Source organism: Pseudomonas sp. C 49-2 (assembly GCF_003970195.1).
Taxonomy (GTDB): Bacteria; Pseudomonadota; Gammaproteobacteria; order Pseudomonadales; family Pseudomonadaceae; genus Aquipseudomonas; species Aquipseudomonas canadensis.
The window spans coordinates 577421-596888 of the sequence record NZ_RXYG01000001.1; the positions used below are offsets into that span (position 1 = coordinate 577421).

Below are 19468 nucleotides of genomic sequence, written 5' to 3' on the forward strand. Positions count from 1 at the left end.
CGGAAGATCATGGCCACCGACGAATCAGGCAAAACCCCCAACCTGTCGCAGGAAGAGCAGCAGGACGTCGACAAGAATCAGCCGCCTCGCGCGGCGGTGTTGCATGAAATCATCCGCACCCAGGGCGACCAGGAGTTGGAGCGCAGCGTCGCCGCCTTGTGGTGGTCGGCCTTGGCAGCCGGGTTGACCATGGGGTTGTCGCTGATGGCGATGGGGTTGCTGAACTCGCGGCTGCCGGATGGTGAAGCGTTCAAGGTGATCGCCAGCTTTGGTTACTGCGCAGGCTTCCTGGCGGTGATCCTCGCGCGCCAGCAATTGTTTACTGAAAACACCCTGACGGCCGTGTTGCCGGTAATGAGCAAGCCCACGCTGGGCAACGCCGGGCGACTGTTGCGGTTATGGACAGTGGTGCTGGTCGGCAACCTGTGCGGCACCCTGCTGGTGGCGTATGTGATGCTGCACCTGCCGATCTTCGATACCCGGACTGACCAGGCCTTCCTCGAGATCGGGCGCAAGATCATGGAAAACGACGCTGGCCAGATGTTCGCCAAAGGCATCATCTCCGGCTGGATGATCGCGACCATGGTGTGGATGATCCCGTCGATGGAAAGCGCCAAGATGTTCATCATCATCTTGATTACCTACCTGATGGCGCTGGGGGACTTTACCCATATCGTGGTGGGCTCGGCGGAAGTGTCGTACTTGGTGTTTGCTGGCGAGTTGGCGTGGAAGGACTTCTGGCTGGTGTTTGCCGGACCGACCTTGGCAGGCAATATCATCGGCGGCAGCTTTATCTTTGCGTTGATCAGCCACGCGCAGATTCGCAGCGAAACCAAGGCGCCTTCTGGTACTCACCCAGGCGCAGGGAAACAGCATCCTCAGCGTGAGGAAAAGATCTGAAATCACCCCGCATAGGCTCGAGCGCACGCTTTGCGGGGCGCTTGGAATAGAGCCATCAGGCGTTGAGCGGTGCGCTGGCTGGCTCGACCGCTGTTGTACTGTCAGGCGACGGGCGGGGATGTCATGCAGTGGCCTATCCGTCTTGCCGGTCGACGACACACCTCGCTATGCGCGGGACTTGGTTGTCATGCATAGCTCGACGCCGCGCCGCCCGGTGGCGATGCGGTGCAGAGCGTCGATGGACAAACGTGTGGTGTAGGGCTTACTGCGGTTCGGCTACGCGCTTTACGACTCGACCAATGGTCAAGCCCTGCAACAAGATCGATGACAACACCACGATGTAGGTGATGCTAAGCAGCAGGTCGCGTTCCGGACCCAGCGGCAAAGCCAGTGCCAGTGCCACCGAGACTCCGCCACGCAAACCTCCCCAAGTCAGGATGCGGATGGTGCCGCGTGGCACCGTGCGCCAGCGCCGTAGCAACAGAATCGCCGGGGCCACCGTCAACAGGCGCGACAACAGGATTGCCACGGCCAGCAGGCTGGCGGCGAATACATGCAGCCAATTGAACGGCAACAGCAGCAGCTCCATGCCGATCAGGGCGAACAGCAGGGCGTTGAGCATGTCATCGAGTAATTCCCAGAAGCCATCCAGGTAGCGACGGGTCATGTCATTCATCGCCAGCTTGCGGCCCAGGTTGCCGATGATCAGGCCGGCGACCACCATCGCAATCGGTGCCGAGACGTGCAGTTCGGTGGCCATCGCCGAGCCGCCGATCACCAGGGCGAGGGTCAGCATCACTTCGATCTGGTGCTGCTCGATGCTCTTGATCATCAGGTAGACCAGGTAGCCAATCAGCCCGCCGAACACCACGCCGCCGATGGCTTCATGGGCGAATAGCATGGCGGTGGCGCCGAGGGTGGGCGTTTCACCCAATTGAGCGATACCCAGCAATACGGTGAAGACCACCACGGCGGTGCCATCGTTGAACAGCGATTCGCCGACGATGGTGGTTTTCAGCGGTTTCGAGGCATTGGCCGTACGCAATACACCCAGCACCGCAATCGGGTCGGTAGGCGAAATCAGCGCACCGAACAGCAGGCAGTAAAGGAAGCTTACATGCCAACCAAACAGGGCGAAGATGTAATACGCCAGGCTGCCGATCACCCCGGTCGCGATCAATACGCCGAAGGTCGCCAGCAGGCCGATGGGCCAACGATAGCTGCGCAGGTCGTTCAGGTTCACGTGCAGGGCGCCGGCGAACAGCAGGAACGACAGCATCCAGTTCATCAGCAAATCGCCGAAGTCGATCTGGCCGATCAACTGCTGGATGCGCTCTTCCAGGCCTGGGTAACCGAGAACGCTCAAGCCTTGCAGGATCAGCGAAAACAACAGGGCCGTGACCATCACACCGATGGTGGGCGGCAGGCCGATAAAGCGGAAGTTCACATAGGTGAGCAGGGTGGTGAGGCAAATAAAGGCGGCGACAAGTTCAAGCATCCGGGGTCCTTGGAAGTTGGGTGGCAGTGCATTGTTGGGGGGATGGACCGCACCACAGACGCGATGTTGCAAGGCATTGGATAAAACGCCATAGAACCTTTGGGTGAGCCAGGGCTCATAGCGGGTGAGTGCGGTTTGGTATTTATAGTGCTAAAACTCTAATCGCTGTTTAAAACTACAAAAGGAATGTGTGATGACGGTCGCTTTCTGGTGTGTGTTGATCGCAATTTTTCTACCCTACCTGTGCACAGGTGTGGCCAAGTTCAGCGGTGGCAAGTTCGGCCCACGGCAGAACCATGACCCGCGTGCTTTCCTGGACACCCTTGAAGGGTTTGCCAAGCGTGCCCACAGTGCCCAGCTCAACAGTTTCGAAGTCACGCCGGCCTTCGCGGCGGCAGTCATCATCGCGCACCTGGCCGGCACGGCCGAATTGGTGACCATCAATGTGCTGGCCGTGCTGTTTATCACCAGCCGCCTGCTGTACATCATCTGCTACTTGGCAGACTGGGCGATGCTGCGTTCGCTGGTGTGGTTCGTGGGGATGGCGTTGATTGCGAGTTTCTTCTTCGTCTCGATCTGACGGGTTGATGAAGATCCCCTGTGAGAGCGGGCTTGCTCGCGAATACGGAGTGCCAGTCAGTACATAGGTGGCTGATACACCGCATTCGCGAGCAAGCCCGCTCCCACATTTTGGATTCTCAGCGTCCCTTAGTTCCCCGCAGGAGCATCAGGCACCTGGGGTAACGCTGCACCCTTTGGCCACAACATCCAGATCTGCCCCTGCTGCTTCATATTCCCAGCCAGTTCACCCGCCGCATCGCCGGTGCCCCAGAACAAATCTGCACGCACTTCACCCGTGATCGCGCCACCGGTGTCCTGTGCCGCGACGGGCCGTGCGATTGGCGAACCGTCGGGCTTGGTGGTCGACAGCCACAACAGGCTGCCCAGCGGAATCACCTTGCGATCCACCGCCACGCTGTAGCCGGCGGTCAATGGCACGTTTAACGAGCCGCGCGGGCCTTCGTTGCTGTCGGGGCGCGCGCTGAAGAACACGTAGCTCGGGTTGCTCGCCAGCAGTTCCGGAATGCGCTGCGGGTGCGCCTTGGCCCAGGCGCTGATGGCACCCATAGTGACATCTTCCTTCTTCAGCTCGCCTTGTTCCACCAACCAGCGGCCGATAGGGCGATAGGGGTAGCCGTTCTGGTCGCCATAACCGACGCGCAGTTGGCGCCCACCGGCCAGCTGGATGCGGCCAGATCCCTGGATTTGCAGGAATTGCAGGTCCATCGGGTCCGTCAGCCAGGCAATCGGTTTGGCCGTGGAACCCTGGCCGTTGATGGCGTTGGCATCGTCGTAAGGCTTGAGCACACGACCTTCCAGGCGACCGCGCAGGCGCTTGCCCTTGAGTTCAGGGTAGATACTTTCCAGGTTGACGATGATCAGGTCATCTGGCACGCCGTATACCGGCACGTTGGCTTTGGCGGTCTTGGTCAGGCTGCCGGGGTAGACCGGTTCGTAGTAGCCGGTGATCAAGCCGTTGGGCGTGTTGTCGGCAGAGCGCAGGCCGAACACATCCAGACGCTCCTTGAGGAAGCCCCGCACCGCCGCAGCATTAGCGGGCACGGTCGCAGCGGCTGCGCACGTCGCCCCCCAGATCGGGTCCGCCTTGAGGCGTTGGCAGGCGCTGCGCCAGGATTCAAATCCCGCCAGCAAGTCGCTGTCGGACACCGCCGGCAACGCTTCCCACGGCGCATTGACATAAGTGGCGACGGCGTGGGGCTTGGGTGTTTCATCTTTGGCTGTTTCTTTGCCCGCGTCGCAGCCGGCCAGCAGTGCGATCATCGGCAGAGCCCACGCCAAGCGCCGGCTCCAGGGTTTCAAGGTGACATTCATACAAACACTTCCTGAAGCGGTTGCCCGCGTCGCAACGCTGCTGGGCAACCCTTATTATTAATAGGGCTATTGGTCTTTGCGGGCGGGGCGAGGATACTGGCCGCCGTTTCCCGTGACCTCGAAGCAACCATGACTTTTAAAAGACTGACTGTTGTATTGCTGGCCTGCCTGACACTGTCCGCCTGTGGCGGCGTGGATCCGAATTCGCCGCTGGGCCAGCGCAAGGCGATCTTCAAACAGATGCTCAAGACTGGCGAAGACCTGGGCGGCATGCTGCGTGGGCGTATCCCGTTCGACGGCGCCAAATTTGCCGAAGGCGCGGTCAAGTTGGACGCGTTGTCCCATGAGCCTTGGAAGCATTTTCCGAGCGTGCGCGAAGAAGATCACACCAGTGCCAAGGATGATGTCTGGCAGAAGCAGGCGCAATTCCAGCAACTGGCCCGCGACCTTGAAGCGGCCACCGGTGAATTGGTGACCGCGAGCCAGGTTCAGCCTTACAAAGCCAGCAACCTGGGGCCGGCAGTGCAGAAAGTCGAAGATGCCTGCAGCGCCTGCCATAAGCAGTTCCGGGACCACTGACCGGTTTTACTGATCGAGTTCTTCCACTGCGTCCTGCAGTTCTTTGCGGGACTCGGCGAGTTTGTCCTTACGTTTGTTGATCTTGTCTGCGTCGCCTTTTTTCATGGCCTTGTCGAGGTCGGCCTGACGGCGGCTGACTTCATGCTTGGCATCAAGCACCTTGTTTTCGCGCTCCTTCTTCAAGGACGCGTCGGTGCAATTGGCGGTGACTTCGCTCAGGGCTTTTTCCAGGCCGGCTTGCTGGGCGCTGTTGCGGTGGGCCTTGGCCTGTTCGATCTGCGTGCTGATGGCTTGGCGTTTGGCGGCGCAGCCGGTGAGCTGAAGGGCCTCTTCGGCGGCCAGCAGGGGTGTCGCCATGAAGCTTGCGACGGTCAACAGGGCAAAGGGGGCTAGAAATTTCATGTGGAGCTCCAAAGTCGCAATCTGATGGTCGGCTCGGGTTCAAAAACCGTCGATGCCGGCCACGTGTAATGTGTCTGCCAAGGCCTGTACTTGCGGGTCGCGGAAAAAAGCGCTCAGTTGCGCCGCGCGGCCCGGGCCGATGCCATCGATGGCCAGCCAGGCCTGGGTGTCGCGCGCGACCAGCGTCTGCCAGCCGCCTTCCAGGTTGTTGCGTGCCGCAGGCGGTACGCCCAAGGCTTTGAGCCATTGAGCAAAGGACTGTTGCCGCGCGTTGTGGAGGCTTTCGAGCACGCGCGCGCGGCTGCGATCACCCAAGCCATCAATGTTAGCAAGCTCTGCCGCATCCAGGGTTAACCAATCGAGAAAGCCTGCGATTAGACCGGCCTGGATCAATATGTTCCAGGTCTCGCGGCCTATATGGGGTAATGCAAGGCCTTGATTGCTGCTCAGCCAGGTCAGGCGCGCGAGTAGCTGCTCTTCGCAGCCAGGGTCCAGTTGCCAGCAGCTCAAGGCATGAAAGTCCCGTGGGTCAGGCACTTTCAGGTCTGCCCGGTGAGTGTTTCGCAGGATGACTTCATCCAGTCGCGGGATCACCTGGCCCGCCAGGCTGATGGAAACCTGGTCGCCAGGGCGGATATCCAGCGCTTGCCAACGCTTCAATGAACCGGTACTCACCCGGCTGATCTGCCGGTCATCCAACCGCACGGGTTCCAGCTCAAGCATGGGCGTAATGCGTCCGGTGCGACCGATCTTGAATTGCACGCTGCGCACCAGTGCCAGGGCCTTGGCAGCCGGATATTTCCAGGCCACCGCCCAATAAGGTTCGCTGGCTTGCCAGCGTTTGGCGGGTGCGCGCTGCGCCTGGTGCAGCACCACCCCATCGCTGGCGAATGGCAATGGATGGTTGTACCAATAGGCGCGCCAGTGCGTGGCTTCGGCGATATCCCGGATGGGCTGACTGTAGCGTCGGCTATCGGTAAAACCCCAGCGTGCCAGTGTGGCCAGGCGCTCGGTAAACGAGTCGGGCCCCTCCGGCCACGCCCACACGAACAGGCCTATGCCGGCAGCGTCGGCGTCGCTCAGATGCAGGCGGCTCATCAGCCCGGCCACCTTGCTGCGGGCATTGAGCCCGCCGTTTGCCGATTGCACATGGTCGTCGAGTCGCCAATAGAGTTCGCCTTGCAGCACCAGGTCGATAGGCTCCGGCAGTTGCTGGACAATGCCGGGGATCCTGCGCGCGGACACTGACCAGTCGCGGCCCATCAAGCCGTCGCCCCGGCTGATCACGTGCCGCAGGCGACCTCGTTGATAGACCAGCGTCACCGCCACGCCATCCACCTTGGGTTGAATCCATACCTCTTCGCGTGTTTGCAGCCAGGTACCGACCGCCTGTTCATCGAGCAGCTTCTCTAGACCCGTATGGGCAATGGGGTGAACGTGGGTGCCGCGTGAACTCGCCAGTGGCTTGTCGGGTTTCGTTAGAGAATCGGGGAAACATTGGCGCCAGCGGGCCAGGCGTTGACGCGCCTGGTCATAGAGTTCGTCGCTGACGGGGGATTGGTTGAGGCGGTGGTAGCTGTCGTCCCACAAGCGTATCTGTTCGGCCAAGGTCTTGACCTGTGCCCGGGCCGCGTCGGGACACTCCTCGGCCCACCCCACGCTGGGTAAAATACTGAGTAAAAGCGCTAGCAGTAAATGCATCATGAGCATCCTTGCTCGAAAAGGGTGCCCAGCCTAAATGATCCACTCAGGCACAAAAAAGCCCCGACGCTGCGGGGCTTTTTACTGAGTGTTTCTGTTTACTTGAACAGACCACCCAGGGCCTTCACGGCGTCTGGCTTATCGGCCTTGGCCTCCTGTGTTTGCTGCTTGGCGTCGGCTTTGGCCTGGGCTTCAGAAAGTTTGTCACAACCTTTGTTGATCTGGTCCTGCGCGGCTTTGAAGGCCTTCACTTTCAGGGTGTCTTTCTGGGCTTCGGCGGCATCGATCTTGGCTTGCAGGTCGTTGGCTTGTTTCTGGCAATCGCCGGAGTTGCCGCCACCCAGTTGGGCGCTCAGGGCGCCACTCAGTGCGCTCAAGTCGGCGGCGTTTACCGGCAGGGCGAACAGGCTGAGCAGAAGGGCGGCAGGGGCGAGCGTGGAAATGCGCATGAAAAACCTCAATGTTCGATTGCCTGCGCACTGATGAATCCCGGGCTGGCGCAGGGCAATATCCAAATAAGGTGAAGGGCCCGAGAGGGCGCGGATTCTAAGGGGCCATCATTGGGCCTGCAAGCTTTGGATCCAAAAAGCGTGAAGGTCGTCGCGCAATAAAAAAGCCCCGCCGGAATAACTCGGCGGGGCTCTTGTGCATCGATAGCGATTATAGGCCGGCGGCAGTCCGCAGGTCGTTGGCGCGGTCGGTTTTTTCCCAGGTGAAGGTGGTGAACGTGTCGTCGCCGACAGTCTTCTGCGCAGGGGTACGACCGAAGTGGCCGTAGGCTGCGGTTTCCTGGTACATCGGGTGCAGCAGGTCGAGCATGGTGGTGATCGCGTAAGGGCGCAGGTCGAAGATCTCACGCACCAGCTTCACAATCTTGTCATCGCTGATCTTGCCGGTGCCGAAGGTATTCAGCGAGATCGACGTAGGCTGGGCCACACCAATGGCGTAGGAAACCTGGATCTCGCAACGCTCGGCCAGGCCGGCAGCAACGATGTTCTTGGCCACGTAACGACCCGCGTAAGCAGCCGAACGGTCAACCTTGGATGGATCTTTACCCGAGAACGCGCCACCGCCGTGACGGGCCATGCCGCCGTAGCTGTCGACGATGATCTTGCGACCGGTCAGGCCACAGTCACCTACCGGGCCGCCGATGATGAACTGGCCGGTCGGGTTGATGTGGAACTGGGTGTCCTTGCTCAGCAGTTCGGCCGGCAGCACGTGCTTGACGATCAGCTCCATCACGCCTTCGCGCAGGTCGGCGTAGGACACGTCCGGGTTGTGCTGGGTCGACAGTACAACAGCGTCGATACCGACGACTTTGCCGCCTTCGTAACGGCAGGTCACCTGGGACTTGGCGTCCGGGCGCAGCCACGGCAGCAAGCCGGATTTACGCGCTTCGGCCTGACGCTGTACCAACTGGTGCGAGAAGGTGATTGGCGCAGGCATCAGCACGTCGGTTTCGTTGCTGGCATAGCCGAACATCAGGCCCTGGTCGCCGGCGCCTTGATCTTCAGGCTTGGCACGGTCGACACCCTGGTTGATGTCCGGGGATTGCTTGCCGATGATGTTCATCACGCCGCAGGTTGCGCCGTCGAAGCCGACGTCGGAGCTGGTGTAGCCGATGTCGGTGATCACGTCACGAACGATCTGCTCCAGGTCAACCCAGGCGGTGGTGGTCACTTCGCCAGCGATGATCGCTACACCGGTTTTCACCAGAGTCTCGCACGCCACACGGGCGAACTTGTCTTCAGCAATGATGGCGTCCAGCACCGCGTCAGAAATCTGGTCGGCGATTTTGTCCGGATGCCCTTCAGACACGGACTCGGAGGTGAAAAGGGAGTATTCGCTCATCTCGATGTTTTCCTGATATTTACCGATGGTGAGTGTCGCCAGCCGGCCGCTGAAAATGGCGGACCTGGATCTGGAAACCATTACGTAAACCTACATAGAGGCTTTCCCCGGGAACAAGTCCCGCAGCGGTGGCCCAACGGGCCAGATCATCCTGTTCAAAACCCAACCAGAGATCACCGCAGGCCTCCCTGGCCCAATTCTGGTTGTGGCTGCATAAATCCGTAACCAACAGGCTACCGCCGGGGTGCAGCAGCCCGGCCATTTGCTTGAGGGCGTCGGCGGGGGCGGCGAAATGGTGCAAGACCATGTTCAACACCACGCAGTCGGCCTTTAAGTTTGTGCCGTTCAGTGCGTCGGCCAATTGGAGGCTGACGTTGCCCAGCGACTCACGCTCGCAGAGTTGGCGCGCCAGTTCGAGCATCGCCGGACTGTTGTCCAACGCTGTGACTTGCTGAAAACGCCGTGCCAGCTCTGGCAGGAAACCGCCGTCGCCAGGGCCGACTTCCAGTGCCGTGGCGTCATCACTGAAGCTCAATTTGTCGAGCAGCGCCAATACGCTGTCGCGGTATTGGGCAAGGCCAGCAATCAGGTCTTGCTGGGCGCGAAATTTCTCGGCAACCCGTGCGAAAAAATCCTGGCTGGCGGCGGCGCGTTGTCCATGCACCTGGCCGATACGCGACTGTACGTCGCCCGGCAGGCTCAGGTTATCCACTTCTTCAAGCAGGGCTGCGTGCAGTTTGCCGCCCAGCAGCTCGGTATGGGGCAGCGCACGGCGGTAGAAAATCGCATTGCCTTCACGGCGGGTAGCCACCAGGTCGGCCTGGGCCAGCACCTTCAAATGGTGGCTCATGCCGGATTGGCCGATGGCAAAGATCTGCGCCAGTTCCAGTACGCCGAAGGAATCGTTGGTCAGTGCGCGCAACACGTTCAAGCGCAACGGATCGCCAGCGGCCTTGCACAAGGCTGCCAGTTCATCGCCGTCGTCGGGGCGCAGTGAGGGCATGGGTAGATTCATAAGGCCAGCAGTCTAGTGACGGGCGGAATGCATCGCAAGGCCAATATCAAAAAGTTTTGATATTGATCGATAAGTGGCGGTTATAAGCCGCCGCTATAACCTTTAGACGAACCGGCTAAAGGTTTCTGCAAGGGATTGATGCCCAAAGCACAGGAAAAACGTCCTCAAGTGACTATCTGTCATTGCCCGCAGGCGGTGGCTGAGGGAAAATACCGGTCCTTTTTTCCGTTTCTTTTCAGCAAACCCCAGGAGATCAGCGATGCCCAGCCGTCGTGAGCGTGCCAACGCCATTCGTGCCCTCAGCATGGATGCCGTGCAAAAAGCCAACAGCGGCCATCCCGGTGCCCCGATGGGCATGGCGGATATCGCCGAGGTACTTTGGCGTGACTACCTGAAACACAACCCGAGCAACCCGTCGTTCGCCGACCGTGACCGCTTCGTGCTGTCCAACGGCCATGGTTCGATGCTGATCTACTCGCTGCTGCACCTGACCGGCTACGACGTCACCATCGACGACCTGAAAAGCTTCCGTCAACTGCACAGCCGCACCCCGGGCCACCCGGAATTCGGCTATACCCCAGGCGTCGAGACCACCACCGGTCCCCTGGGTCAAGGCCTGGCCAACGCCGTTGGCTTCGCGCTGGCTGAAAAAGTACTGGGCGCGCAGTTCAACCGCCCTGGCCATGACATCGTCGATCACCACACCTACGTGTTCCTGGGTGATGGCTGCATGATGGAAGGCATTTCCCACGAAGTCGCTTCCCTGGCCGGCACCCTGGGCCTGGGCAAGCTGATCGCGTTCTATGATGACAACGGCATCTCCATCGACGGCGAAGTCGAAGGCTGGTTCACCGATGACACCCCTAAGCGTTTCGAAGCCTACAACTGGCAGGTGATCCGCAACGTCGACGGCCACGATCCGGAAGAGATCAAGACCGCCATCGACACCGCCCGCAAGAGCGCGCAGCCGACCCTGATCTGCTGCAAGACCACCATCGGTTTCGGTTCGCCGAACAAGCAGGGCAAAGAAGACTGCCACGGCGCCCCCCTGGGTGACGCGGAAATCGCCCTGACCCGTGAAGCCCTGAAGTGGAACCACGGCCCGTTCGAAATCCCGGCCGACATCTACGCCGAATGGGATGCCAAGGAAAAAGGCCTGGCCACCGAAGCCGAGTGGGACCAGCGTTTCGCGGCCTACTCCGCCGAATTCCCTGAACTGGCCAATGAACTGGTCCGTCGCCTCGCCGGTGACCTGCCTGCCGACTTCTCGGAAAAAGCCTCGGCCTACATCGCCGAAGTCGCGGCCAAGGGCGAAACCATCGCCAGCCGTAAAGCCAGCCAGAACACCCTGAACGCCTTTGGCCCGCTGCTGCCGGAGATCCTCGGCGGTTCGGCTGACCTGGCCGGCTCCAACCTGACCCTGTGGAAAGGCTGCAAGGGCGTGTCGGCGGAAGACGCCAGCGGCAACTACATGTACTACGGCGTACGTGAGTTCGGCATGAGCGCCATCATGAACGGCGTATCCCTGCACGGCGGCCTGGTGCCTTACGGCGCGACCTTCCTGATGTTCATGGAATACGCCCGCAACGCCGTACGCATGGCTGCGCTGATGAAGAAGCGCGTGATCCACGTGTACACCCACGACTCCATCGGCCTCGGTGAAGACGGCCCGACGCACCAGCCGGTCGAGCAACTGACCAGCCTGCGCACCACGCCGAACCTGGATTGCTGGCGCCCAGCCGACGCGGTGGAATCCGCCGTGGCCTGGAAGCACGCCATCGAGCGCAAGGACGGCCCTTCGGCGCTGATCTTCTCGCGTCAGAACCTGCAGCACCAAGTGCGTACCGACGCGCAGATCGCCGACATCAGCCGTGGCGGTTACGTGCTCAAGGACTGCATTGGCGAGCCGGAGCTGATCCTGATCTCCACCGGTTCCGAAGTGGGCCTGACCGTTCAAGCCTATGACAAGCTGACTGCCCAAGGCCGCAACGTACGCGTTGTGTCCATGCCGTGCACCAGCGTGTTCGAAGCCCAGGACGCCGGCTACAAGCAATCGGTGCTGCCGTTGCAGGTCAGCGCGCGCATCGCCATCGAAGCGGCGCATGCCGACTACTGGTACAAGTACGTGGGCCTGGAAGGCCGCGTGATTGGCATGACCACCTACGGTGAGTCGGCGCCGGCGCCAGCGTTGTTCGAAGAGTTCGGTTTCACCCTGGAAAACATCCTGGGTCAGGCTGAAGAGCTGCTGGAAGACTAAAGCGCGAACGCGGCGGTCAACTGGCCGCCGCACCCCTTGTAGGAGCTGGCTTGCCAGCGATGGCGTCCGTCCAGCCAACATCCATGTTGAAGCTGATGGCCTCATCGCTGGCAAGCCAGCTCCTACAATGGTTTGTGTCGCCCATAATGCGAGAACCCCATGCCTCAACCGCGTCCCTACAAAGTTGCACTCAACGGCTACGGCCGCATTGGTCGTTGCGTCTTGCGTGCTCTGTTCGAGCGAGGGGCGGCGGCCGGGTTTGAAATTGTCGCTATCAATGATTTGGCCGACATGGCCAGCATCGAATACCTGACACGCTTTGACTCCACCCACGGTCGCTTCCCCGGCGAAGTACGGGTCGAAGGCGATTGTCTGCACATTAATGGCAACTGCGTGCAGGTCTTGCGCAGTGCCACCCCCGAAGACATCGACTGGAAGGCATTGGGCGTCGACCTGGTGCTGGAATGTTCCGGTGTCTATCACACCCGTGCCGACGGCCAGCGTTTCCTCGACGCCGGCGCACCGCGTGTGCTGTTTTCCCAGCCGATGGCCAGCGAGGCGGATGTCGACGCCACCATCGTCTACGGCATCAATCAGGATTGCCTGACCGGCGATGAGCTGCTGGTGTCCAACGCTTCTTGCACCACCAACTGCAGCGTGCCGCTGTTGCGCCTGCTGGATCAGGCGATTGGCCTGGATTATGTGTCGATCACCACGATTCACTCGGCAATGAACGACCAGCCGGTGATCGACGCCTATCACCACGAAGACCTGCGTCGCACGCGTTCGGCGTTCCAGTCAGTGATTCCGGTGTCCACGGGCCTGGCTCGCGGTATCGAACGACTGTTGCCGGAACTTGCCGGGCGAATCCAGGCCAAAGCCGTACGGGTGCCGACGGTGAACGTGTCCTGCCTGGACATCACCATGCAAACCGTCAGCGACACCGATGCGACAGAGGTCAACCGGATCCTGCGCGACGCCGCCACCAGCGGCCCGCTCAAAGGCCTGCTGGCCTACACCGAGTTGCCGCACGCCAGTTGCGATTTCAACCATGACCCGCATTCGGCAATTGTCGATGCCAGCCAGACCCGCGTTTCCGGCCCGAGGCTGGTGAACATCCTGGCCTGGTTCGACAACGAATGGGGCTTTGCCAACCGAATGCTGGATGTTGCGGAACATTATCTGCACATCGCCTCTAAACAACCTCAACAGTAATTCAGGAACTGCGACCCATGACCGTGTTGAAGATGACCGACCTCGATCTGCAAGGTAAGCGCGTACTGATCCGCGAAGACCTCAACGTCCCAGTCAAGGACGGTGTTGTCACCAGCGATGCGCGAATCCTGGCCTCGCTGCCGACCATCAAGCTGGCCCTGGAAAAAGGCGCGGCCGTGATGGTCTGCTCCCACCTGGGTCGTCCGACCGAAGGTGAGTTCTCCGCCGAAAACAGCCTCAAGCCTGTCGCCGATTACCTCAGCAAGGCCCTGGGCCGCGACGTGCCGCTGGTGGCTGATTACCTGGGCGGTGTGGACGTGAAAGCTGGCGACATCGTGTTGTTCGAAAACGTACGCTTCAACAAGGGCGAGAAAAAGAACAGCGACGAACTGGCCCAGCAATATGCGGCGCTGTGCGACGTGTTCGTGATGGACGCATTTGGCACCGCTCACCGTGCTGAGGGCTCGACCCACGGCGTGGCCAAGTTCGCCAAGGTTGCCGCCGCTGGCCCGCTGTTGGCTGCTGAGCTGGACGCACTGGGCAAGGCGCTGGGCGCTCCGGCTCAGCCAATGGCTGCCATCGTGGCCGGCTCCAAGGTGTCCACCAAACTGGACGTGCTCAACAGCCTGAGCCAGATCTGCAACCAGTTGATAGTCGGTGGCGGCATCGCCAACACCTTCCTGGCCGCAGCCGGTCACCCGGTGGGCAAGTCCCTGTACGAACCGGACCTGCTCGACACGGCCCGTGCCATCGCCGCCAAAGTCAGCGTGCCATTGCCGGTCGACGTAGTGGTCGCCAAGGAATTTGCCGAAAGCGCCGAAGCCACCGTCAAGCTGATCGCTGATGTGGCCGCCGACGACATGATCCTGGACATCGGCCCACAAACCGCAGCCAACTTCGCCGAACTGCTGAAAGCCTCGCAGACCATTCTGTGGAATGGTCCAGTGGGTGTGTTCGAATTCGACCAGTTCGGTAACGGCACCAAAGTGCTGGCCAAGGCCATCGCAGAAAGCTCGGCCTTCTCCATCGCCGGCGGCGGCGACACACTGGCAGCTATCGATAAATATGGCGTTGCTGACCAAATCTCCTACATTTCTACCGGTGGCGGCGCATTCCTTGAATTCGTCGAAGGCAAAGTTCTGCCGGCCGTGGAAGTGTTGGAAACCCGAGCCAAAGGCTGAGGCTCGTGATCCGGAAAAGGAGTATTCCCATGATCAAGTCGTTGGCAATGGTGATCGCAGCGGGCCTGTTGGCCGGCTGCGGCAGCACGCCAAACGCAGAGCCGGACGCTGGCAAGCCTGCGGCACAGCAGAAAAAGAGCTGCTACCAGGCGGACTGGCAAGCCGAGACCATGCCGGTGATCAACAAGCGCATCGGCAACGAACGGCTGGAGAAATACGACGCCGCGCCCAACGGTCAGGAACAGGGTTGCCCTTGACGGGTCTGATCAACTGGCGGCCATCGGTCGCCTCACGAGGATTGGCAATGAAAGGCGTTTTCGCCCTGGCAGCCCTGGCCCTGTTGGCCGGCTGCAGCAGCATGAACATGTTCAGCAACAAGGCAGAAACTGCCGACAAGTGGACCACTTGGACCTGCGACAGCAAAGCCGAGGTGAACTGGCGCTTTGCTAATCAGGCCAAATCCGAGGTGGATGTCCGTTTGGGCGGTTCCGACCAGGTTTACCGCCTCAAGCAGGACGTTGCCGCCTCGGGCGTGCTGTACAGCGACGGCCAATTGGCGTTTCACACAAAAGGTGAGGAAGGCCTGGTTTACTGGGTTGCCACCGATGACTTGATCGGGCGCGGCTGCAAAGCGCAGTAAGCCTGACAGCAATAACGATTCAGCAGGCCAGGTATTGAAAGCCTGGCCGGCAATAACTTGAATAGCAGCCGCCGCTACGGCAGGCTTGCACGATTAACGACCCTCGACCGGGAGAGACAACACAATGGCACTTATCAGCATGCGTCAAATGCTGGACCACGCAGCCGAGTTCGGCTATGGCGTCCCAGCCTTTAACGTCAACAACCTTGAGCAGATGCGCGCCATCATGGAAGCCGCTGACAAGACCGACTCCCCCGTGATCGTCCAGGCCTCGGCCGGTGCCCGCAAATACGCCGGTGCCCCGTTCCTGCGTCACCTGATCCTCGCCGCAATCGAAGAATTCCCGCACATCCCGGTGTGCATGCACCAGGACCACGGCACCAGCCCTGACGTGTGCCAGCGCTCCATCCAACTGGGCTTCAGCTCGGTGATGATGGACGGTTCCCTCGGCGAAGACGGCAAGACCCCGACCGACTACGAGTACAACGTACGCGTCACCCAACAAACCGTGGCCATGGCCCACGCCTGCGGCGTATCGGTTGAAGGCGAGTTGGGCTGCCTGGGTTCTCTGGAAACCGGCATGGCCGGCGAAGAAGACGGCATCGGCGCCGAAGGTGTGCTGGATCACAGCCAAATGCTGACCGACCCGGAAGAAGCCGCGGACTTCGTGAAAAAGACCCAAGTTGACGCCCTGGCCATCGCCATCGGTACCAGCCACGGCGCTTACAAGTTCACCAAGCCGCCTACCGGCGACGTGCTGGCCATCGACCGCATCAAGGAAATCCACAAGCGCATCCCTAACACCCACCTGGTGATGCACGGTTCTTCCTCGGTCCCGCAAGAGTGGCTGGCGATCATCAACCAGTACGGCGGCGACATCAAAGAAACCTACGGCGTGCCGGTTGAAGAAATCGTCGAAGGCATCAAGTACGGCGTGCGCAAGGTCAACATCGACACCGACCTGCGCCTGGCGTCCACTGGCGCGATGCGTCGCCTGATGGCCACCAACCCAAGCGAGTTCGACCCGCGTAAGTTCTTCGGCGCGACCGTGACCGCGATGCGTGATGTGTGTATCGCGCGCTACGAGGCCTTTGGCACTGCCGGCAATGCTTCGAAGATCAAGCCGATCTCGTTGGAAGCGATGTACCAGCGTTATTTGAAAGGTGAGTTGAACGCCAAGGTGAATTAAGCCTCAGCGTTTATAAAAGAAGCCCGCAGCGATGCGGGCTTTTTTGTGGCTGCAATTCAATCGTGGTCAATATCCAACTTGGCAAACGTCACCCGTGCGCCTTCCTTGCTATCCCCACTGTTGTCCTGCACATAGGCGCCTGCCTTGAAGTACAACGGCTTCGCCCCCCACGCGGCACCAATACGTTCATTCCACTCACCATCCGCGGCATACACACTGAGCAGCCCGGCTTTGTTGAGGTTGATCACGTAGGTAAAGCTCTTCTCCAGCGGCACATTCGACGCCACGATGATCACCCGTCCTTCATCCTCATCCGGGCGCATGCGCACTTTGGCGACGATATTGCCGGTCTGGGTCTTTTCCTTGAATTGATACTCCAGCTTGATCAGGGGTTTCTGGCTGTCATAGGCGTGGATCTGCCCGATGACAATCTTGCCGGTGGAAGGCACCTGATTGACCTCCAACGTGGCGCGCAGGAAGTTGTCCGCGTCGGGGTAGGTCCAGTTGCGCAGCCGCCCATCGGCGTAGGTTTCACGCAATTCGCTGCGCGGGTACACGGCATTCTCGGTGCGAGTGCCGGTGACGGGTGTCCAGAATTGCACGTTGCTGCCTTCGGCCTGGAAATACTGGTCTTTGAAGCCGTTCATCAGCTTCGGGGTGTCGATGGTCGCGGGCGGGGAGCCTACTGGGATGCTGAGGTTCCAGGTGGAAAGGTCGATCATGGCATTTGCCTTTTTACAGAAGGTGAAGGCTTTGGCCCGTGGGCCAGACAGGTTCTTTATAGGTGGTGTTAACCGTCTTGTTAAACGTTTGCTGGCAATTTATTGGCGTCAAAGGAATGCCAAAAAGCCATGTTTCCCGTGAATCGTGGGCTGTAGCGGTTGACCGTTAGTCGGCTTCCTGAAAATTGGCGCAATGATGGCACTGCCGTTACTTCTGCTTTTTTGGAACCGGGGCTAGAGTGAGGCCTCAGCGTTTGTCCGGGTTTTCTCTCAGAATTGACCGGAGTGGCTCCCAAGGAAGAGACGTAGCATGGAATGCGCTCCACACCACGGCGATGGCAGTTCGGTTCTTCTGGTGGTCGATGACTACCCGGAAAATCTCATCAGCATGCGTGCGCTTTTGCAGCGCGAAGACTGGCGGGTGATTACCGCAGCTTCCGGCCTGGAAGCCTTGGAGCTACTGCTCGCTCACGAAGTCGACCTAGTGTTGCTGGACGTGCGGATGCCCGGCATGGACGGTTTTGAAGTGGCACGGCTGATGCGTGGCAGCCAACGCACACGCATGACGCCAATCATCTTCCTCACGGCCAACGCCCAGTCGCCCGCAGCGGTGCTGGAAGGCTATGCCAGTGGTGCCGTCGATTATCTGTTCAAGCCGTTTGACCCGAATATCCTCAAGCCCAAGGTCCAAGCCCTGTTGGAGCACCAGCGTAATCGCCGTGCCTTGCAGCGCCTGAGTCATGAACTTGAGTCCGCCCGTGCCTTTAATGCCTCGGTGCTGGATAACGCCGCCGAGGGCATTCTGGTGGTGGGCGAGGGCAGTGTGATCGAGTACGCCAACCCGGCTATTTCGCGGCTGCTGAATGCCACCATGACGGAATTGCAGGGAGAGAGCTTCCTGAGTTTTCTGCAAAAACCCCATGTGCCGGCCTGGCTGGGGTTCGCGATGTTCGAGGCGTACCGCAAAGGCGAAACGTGGCGCCAGCATGACGCCATTTTACGCACCGGTCGCGGTCAGCAGGTGCCGGTGGCGCTGTCTTGCGCGCCGTTGCCTGCCGAGCAGAAGGCCATGGTGGTGACGGTGCTGGACATGTCCGAAGTGCGTCATTTGCACCAGCAACTGGAGTTCCAGGCCGTCACCGACCCGTTGACCGGGTTGTTGAACCGGCGTGGTTTCCACCAGGCAGCAGAGAACACATTGCTGCGCAGCGAGCGTAATGAGCTATCTCTGGTGTTGCTGTATCTGGACCTGGATGGCTTCAAGCGGGTTAATGACTCGTTGGGACATGACGCAGGCGACCGGGTGTTGCGCTGGGTCTCGGAACAGATGCAGGCCTGTTTGCGATCTGGCGACATGCTCGGGCGCATGGGTGGGGATGAATTCACGGCATTGCTGGAACTGGAATTCCCTGAGCAAGCCGCGAAGATTGCGGAAAAACTGATCGAACGAGTGTCGGTGTGCCAGCAGATCGACGGCCTGGATGTGATGCTGGGGGTCAGCATCGGTATCGCCACGTTCCCGGATTGTGGCTCGGACCTGAACGGCCTGCTGCGCGCCGCTGACATTGCCATGTACGAAGCCAAGCGCGCTGGCCGTCAGCAATATCGCTATTACGACCAGGAAATGAACGGCCGCGCCCGCTCGCGCCTGATGCTCGAAGACAGTGTGCGCACGGCGATTCAGAACAAGGATTTCACCCTGGTCTATCAGCCTCAAGTTTCTCTGGAGGACGGCCGCCTGCGTGGCGTTGAAGCGCTGTTGCGCTGGCAGCATCCGAGTGTTGGCGATGTGCCGCCGGGGTTGTTTCTGCCGTTGCTGGAAGAGGCGCGGTTGATCAGCCAGCTCAGCACCTGGATTTATCAACAGGTCGCCGCGCAGCGCCAAGTGTGGCAAGCAACGTTTGGTGATGAGTTGGTGCTGAGCGTGAGCCTCTCCAGCAACCAGTTCAATATGCCCAACCTGGCCAGCCAACTGCAGCAGGTGATGGAGCGACATGGGTTGCAGGGGCGACAGTTGGAGGTGGAAATCAGCGAAGACTGCCTGATGAGTAACCTGGAAGAGTCGACCAAGCAGCTCAAGCTGTTGCACCAGATCGGCGTGCGCATTGCCCTGGATGACTTTGGCCTGGGCAATTGCTCCCTGGCGCATCTGCGCGATCTGGCGTTCGATACGCTCAAGCTCGACCCGCAATTGGTTGCGCGCCTGCCGGGTTCCGCGCGCGACGCGGTGATGGCGCGCAGCATCATTGAGCTGTGTGGGCATTTTGAGGTTGTGGTGGTGGCTGAGGGCGTCGAAACCCAGGAGCAAGCCCAATGGCTCAAGGCCAACGGTTGCCCGTTTATCCAAGGCCCTTTGGCGGCGCAGCCGTTGATGGCCGAGGAAGTGACGCACTGGTGCCGCGCCCGTCTGGGCTGAATTCGTTAC

General features: G+C 60.3%; 18 protein-coding genes. 10 read left to right on the forward strand and 8 right to left on the reverse strand.

Annotated features, from left to right (window positions below; translation table 11 throughout):
- Window positions 1-9: 9 nt before the first annotated feature.
- Window positions 10-900 carry a formate/nitrite transporter family protein gene (locus EJ576_RS02730; protein WP_122729574.1) on the forward strand — a complete coding sequence of 297 codons (891 nt, stop codon included), beginning with the start codon at window positions 10-12 and terminating at the stop codon, window positions 898-900.
- Window positions 901-1162: 262 nt separating this feature from the next.
- Here EJ576_RS02730 and EJ576_RS02740 read toward each other — a convergent pair whose 3' ends face one another.
- Complete coding sequence (locus tag EJ576_RS02740; RefSeq protein WP_028618265.1) at window positions 1163-2398, reverse strand: sodium:proton antiporter; 1236 nt, start codon at window positions 2396-2398, stop codon at window positions 1163-1165.
- 193 nt (window positions 2399-2591) lie between these two features.
- On the opposite strand from EJ576_RS02740, the gene EJ576_RS02745 reads away from it, so the two are divergent.
- A complete protein-coding gene (locus EJ576_RS02745) occupies window positions 2592-2978 on the forward strand; it encodes an MAPEG family protein (protein WP_010207167.1) in 387 nt (128 codons plus the stop codon).
- Between the two features lie 128 nt (window positions 2979-3106).
- Here the strand turns inward: EJ576_RS02745 and EJ576_RS02750 are convergent, their stop codons facing one another.
- Window positions 3107-4291 carry a murein transglycosylase A gene (locus EJ576_RS02750; protein ID WP_126569523.1) on the reverse strand — a complete coding sequence of 395 codons (1185 nt, stop codon included), beginning with the start codon at window positions 4289-4291 and terminating at the stop codon, window positions 3107-3109.
- Window positions 4292-4420: 129 nt separating this feature from the next.
- Here EJ576_RS02750 and EJ576_RS02755 point away from each other — a divergent pair, with 129 nt between their 5' ends.
- Window positions 4421-4870 carry a cytochrome c gene (locus EJ576_RS02755; protein ID WP_028618262.1) on the forward strand — a complete coding sequence of 150 codons (450 nt, stop codon included), beginning with the start codon at window positions 4421-4423 and terminating at the stop codon, window positions 4868-4870.
- 6 nt (window positions 4871-4876) lie between these two features.
- On the opposite strand, the gene EJ576_RS02760 is transcribed toward EJ576_RS02755, so the two are convergent.
- From EJ576_RS02760 to EJ576_RS02780, 5 genes are all read right to left on the reverse strand, one after another.
- The gene (locus tag EJ576_RS02760) at window positions 4877-5272 is read right to left on the reverse strand and encodes a DUF1090 domain-containing protein (protein WP_126569524.1); all 396 of its coding nucleotides are present in this window, start codon (window positions 5270-5272) and stop codon (window positions 4877-4879) included.
- 39 nt (window positions 5273-5311) lie between these two features.
- Window positions 5312-6976: an NAD-dependent DNA ligase LigB gene (gene ligB / locus EJ576_RS02765; RefSeq protein WP_126569525.1), complete on the reverse strand. Its 1665-nt coding sequence runs from the start codon at window positions 6974-6976 to the stop codon at window positions 5312-5314.
- Window positions 6977-7071: 95 nt separating this feature from the next.
- Window positions 7072-7422: a hypothetical protein gene (locus EJ576_RS02770; RefSeq protein ID WP_095013833.1), complete on the reverse strand. Its 351-nt coding sequence runs from the start codon at window positions 7420-7422 to the stop codon at window positions 7072-7074.
- A 211-nt stretch (window positions 7423-7633) separates the two neighbouring features.
- Window positions 7634-8824 carry a methionine adenosyltransferase gene (gene metK, locus EJ576_RS02775; protein WP_028618258.1) on the reverse strand — a complete coding sequence of 397 codons (1191 nt, stop codon included), beginning with the start codon at window positions 8822-8824 and terminating at the stop codon, window positions 7634-7636.
- Window positions 8825-8843: 19 nt separating this feature from the next.
- A complete protein-coding gene (locus EJ576_RS02780; RefSeq protein ID WP_126569526.1) occupies window positions 8844-9839 on the reverse strand; it encodes a metalloregulator ArsR/SmtB family transcription factor in 996 nt (331 codons plus the stop codon).
- A 259-nt stretch (window positions 9840-10098) separates the two neighbouring features.
- Here EJ576_RS02780 and tkt point away from each other — a divergent pair, with 259 nt between their 5' ends.
- The 6 genes from tkt (at window position 10099) to fba (ending at window position 16321) form a co-directional block, all read left to right on the forward strand.
- Window positions 10099-12096 (forward strand): transketolase, encoded by a 1998-nt coding sequence (tkt, locus tag EJ576_RS02785; RefSeq protein ID WP_028618256.1) that lies wholly within the window; start codon window positions 10099-10101, stop codon window positions 12094-12096.
- 159 nt (window positions 12097-12255) lie between these two features.
- Window positions 12256-13311 carry an erythrose-4-phosphate dehydrogenase gene (gene epd / locus EJ576_RS02790; protein ID WP_122729565.1) on the forward strand — a complete coding sequence of 352 codons (1056 nt, stop codon included), beginning with the start codon at window positions 12256-12258 and terminating at the stop codon, window positions 13309-13311.
- Between the two features lie 17 nt (window positions 13312-13328).
- Window positions 13329-14492 carry a phosphoglycerate kinase gene (locus EJ576_RS02795; protein WP_025857657.1) on the forward strand — a complete coding sequence of 388 codons (1164 nt, stop codon included), beginning with the start codon at window positions 13329-13331 and terminating at the stop codon, window positions 14490-14492.
- 29 nt (window positions 14493-14521) lie between these two features.
- The gene (locus EJ576_RS02800) at window positions 14522-14749 is read left to right on the forward strand and encodes a hypothetical protein (RefSeq protein ID WP_016977755.1); all 228 of its coding nucleotides are present in this window, start codon (window positions 14522-14524) and stop codon (window positions 14747-14749) included.
- A 47-nt stretch (window positions 14750-14796) separates the two neighbouring features.
- Window positions 14797-15132 carry an MliC family protein gene (locus tag EJ576_RS02805; RefSeq protein WP_016977756.1) on the forward strand — a complete coding sequence of 112 codons (336 nt, stop codon included), beginning with the start codon at window positions 14797-14799 and terminating at the stop codon, window positions 15130-15132.
- 124 nt (window positions 15133-15256) lie between these two features.
- A complete protein-coding gene (fba, locus tag EJ576_RS02810; protein ID WP_003177554.1) occupies window positions 15257-16321 on the forward strand; it encodes a class II fructose-bisphosphate aldolase in 1065 nt (354 codons plus the stop codon).
- A gap of 56 nt (window positions 16322-16377) precedes the next feature.
- Here the strand turns inward: fba and EJ576_RS02815 are convergent, their stop codons facing one another.
- Window positions 16378-17043 (reverse strand): polysaccharide lyase family 7 protein, encoded by a 666-nt coding sequence (locus EJ576_RS02815; RefSeq protein ID WP_016977762.1) that lies wholly within the window; start codon window positions 17041-17043, stop codon window positions 16378-16380.
- A gap of 310 nt (window positions 17044-17353) precedes the next feature.
- Here EJ576_RS02815 and EJ576_RS02820 point away from each other — a divergent pair, with 310 nt between their 5' ends.
- On the forward strand, window positions 17354-19459 hold the full coding sequence (locus tag EJ576_RS02820) for a bifunctional diguanylate cyclase/phosphodiesterase (protein ID WP_122729563.1): 2106 nt from the start codon (window positions 17354-17356) through the stop codon (window positions 19457-19459).
- Window positions 19460-19468 lie beyond the last annotated feature (9 nt).